The sequence below is a fragment of the Streptococcus danieliae genome, assembly GCF_013415245.1.
Classification (GTDB): domain Bacteria; phylum Bacillota; class Bacilli; order Lactobacillales; family Streptococcaceae; genus Streptococcus; species Streptococcus danieliae_A.
Window position 1 is genome coordinate 1 of the sequence record NZ_JACBXX010000190.1, and the last position, 2,275, is coordinate 2,275.

The window sequence follows — 2,275 nt, forward strand, 5'->3', positions numbered from 1 at the left end:
CGTCTATGATAAGTAGCGTAGTCTTTATTTCTAAGAGCTAATCTCAATTCAGTTTCTTGTTGTTTATCTAATTTCAATTTCATACAATCTATTATAATTCAAAATTCGATTTTTATTTAGTATAAGACATCTTCATTGTATACATAAATAAATAAGATGTCAAGACTTTACCAGGCCTTTCTCAAAAATTTTACAATTTTAAACCAGTGGTTACAAACCCTTGATATAACTGAGTTTTCAGCACATTTACAGAAAAATAATTGTAAGATTTTCCCATATAAAAGCAAGGATTTTCCCCTTTGGAACACCTCCTATTTTTCAAGAATTTCTACGAATAAAGATAAAAGGGCTTGATTCGAAATCTCCTTGACCTGGTAGACTGAACCTTGAGTATCCGTTCTTACCAACACCTGACTGCTTCCATCAGCCTTCCGAACAAAGAAGTACCGTTGAACCGGATCTTGCTGTGAGGGCCGGTAATCATAGACATCTAAAATCTCCACTTTTTCTGTTACATCTTGACCCCCAGCCTCAATCAAGCTCATCGATTTCGAGGCGAGTTGGGCTTTAACAGTCTCCAGAGCTGAAGTATAAGCGCCCGCTTCCTGGTCAGCTAGGGAAGCTGCCAAGGCCTGACTTTGGACTTTGGTCCAAGTAGTTTTAGCCGCTTCCTCACTCGAAGCAGCAGTGCCGACTTCTGTATCTGAGCTAGACTTCTGCTCACTGGAGCTCGAGTCTTGAAGACTGCTTGTCGACCTCTCTGATTTCTGGCTGGAACTGCTACTACTTGGTTCAGTATTCAAACCTGATGACTGACTAGTACCTGCTGAAGTCTCTGATTCCTGATGTGAACGACTCTCACTCGAGCTGGATTCCTCTAGACTACTTGTTTCGGGCTCTGATTCCTGATGCGAACTACTTTCAAGCCGACTGCTGCTTGCCTGAGTGGCTGTTGAAGCAGTTTCGCTTGCACTTGACTGCGATTGGTTTTCTTCCTGCCTACTCTGGGAACTCTCCACTTTTCTTTGGTAGCTAGCCACTTCCTCTATGGATGTCGGACCTTGCTCCACATTCCAACGCAGAATTTCCAGTTGATCACCCACCAAACGGAAGCCAATTGCAACTTGACCTCCATCTGAAGCTAAGAAGTCTGGTAGGTTAGTTCCTTGACGAATCTGATAGAGGCCCTGGCCATGATCTTGCAGTTGACCAATGCTGAACAGAAACTCTTGGTTCTGAACCCGTAGGCGACCACTTCCATCAACCTTGAGCTCAAGTTCTCCCTGCTCCACCTGCCAACTACCCAGTAGTCCTTCCGGAACTTGGTGCAAGACGTTCACTTCTTTTTGCTTAGAAGAACTGCTTTTCACTTCTGTTTTGGCTTCTGAGGAACTAGAAGATTTTCGTGCCTCCAATTCCCGGCTCTGAGAGCTGGCGGCCTGGGCAGCCTTTTCACGACTTTGAGCAGCCGATGCTGAGGCTGACGCAGCGACTCGTGCTTCCTCCAAGGCCTGAACTTGCACTTCCTTCATGGCAGTTTTCACACTCGCAGCCAAGTCTAAATCTACCTCTAGCTGGTCACTGGCCGCAGAAACTTCAACAGTCTTGGTCTCCGTCGTAAATTCTTTACCCATATAGTAGAAGGAGGCGTGCACCTGTAGTTTTTGATCTTCTAGGAGAAGCAAGGTTTTACGTAGACCATCTGCCACCTTTTTGCCATTGACCATGAGTTTTACCTGGCTATACTCACTTGCCTTGCCCGGAAGTGTAGCGGATAGTTCTTTTTCCACAGCCGTCAAGTTCATTTCCAATTGATTCTTTTGGGCTTTTTCAAAAGGTAAACAAAAATTTTAAAATGAAGTTAGCCACCCATCCTATCTGCTAGATAAGTACTACAACTCATTCTGATGAGTTGTCTGATTTCATTTGATAATAGGTTTGGAGCTGTTAGGCTAATTGGCCAAGGCTAATGATAGCCTTGGTTTAGCCCTCAAAACAGCTTCAAAAGTCCCTGTTGTCAAATGAAATCCTTTTGTAAGGTATAAGAAAACACCTCCGTGCTATACTTGTTGTTCACCACAAACAAAAGGAAGGGCACAGAGATGCAAAACAATTATACAACAAAAGGAAAACAGTTGACAATTAATGATCGTCGCTACATTGAACGATGGAACAAAGAAGGAAAATCCAATCGAGAAATTGCTCGCCTACTTGGAAGAGCTCCTCAAACAATCAATAACGAAATCAAGCGAGGGCAAGTCTTACAACAAGTGAG

The 2,275-nt window shown here is 43.5% G+C and carries 2 protein-coding genes; one reads left to right on the plus strand and one right to left on the minus strand.

Features of this window, described 5'->3' with window-relative positions; translation table 11 throughout:
• Positions 1-311 precede the first annotated feature (311 nt).
• Positions 312-1,805, minus strand: a complete 1,494-nt coding sequence (locus tag HZY94_RS08940) for a hypothetical protein (RefSeq protein WP_179925859.1) — start codon at positions 1,803-1,805, stop codon at positions 312-314.
• 297 nt (positions 1,806-2,102) lie between these two features.
• Between HZY94_RS08940 and HZY94_RS08945 the strand changes: the two genes are divergently transcribed.
• Positions 2,103-2,275 (plus strand): helix-turn-helix domain-containing protein (locus HZY94_RS08945; protein WP_179925860.1); only part of this gene is annotated, 173 nt, incomplete at its 3' end.

Coding starts and splice junctions, on each gene's coding strand:
- HZY94_RS08940 (WP_179925859.1), bottom strand. CDS start 1,805: ATGAACTTGACGGCTGTGGAAAAAGAACTATCCGCTACACTTCCGGGC.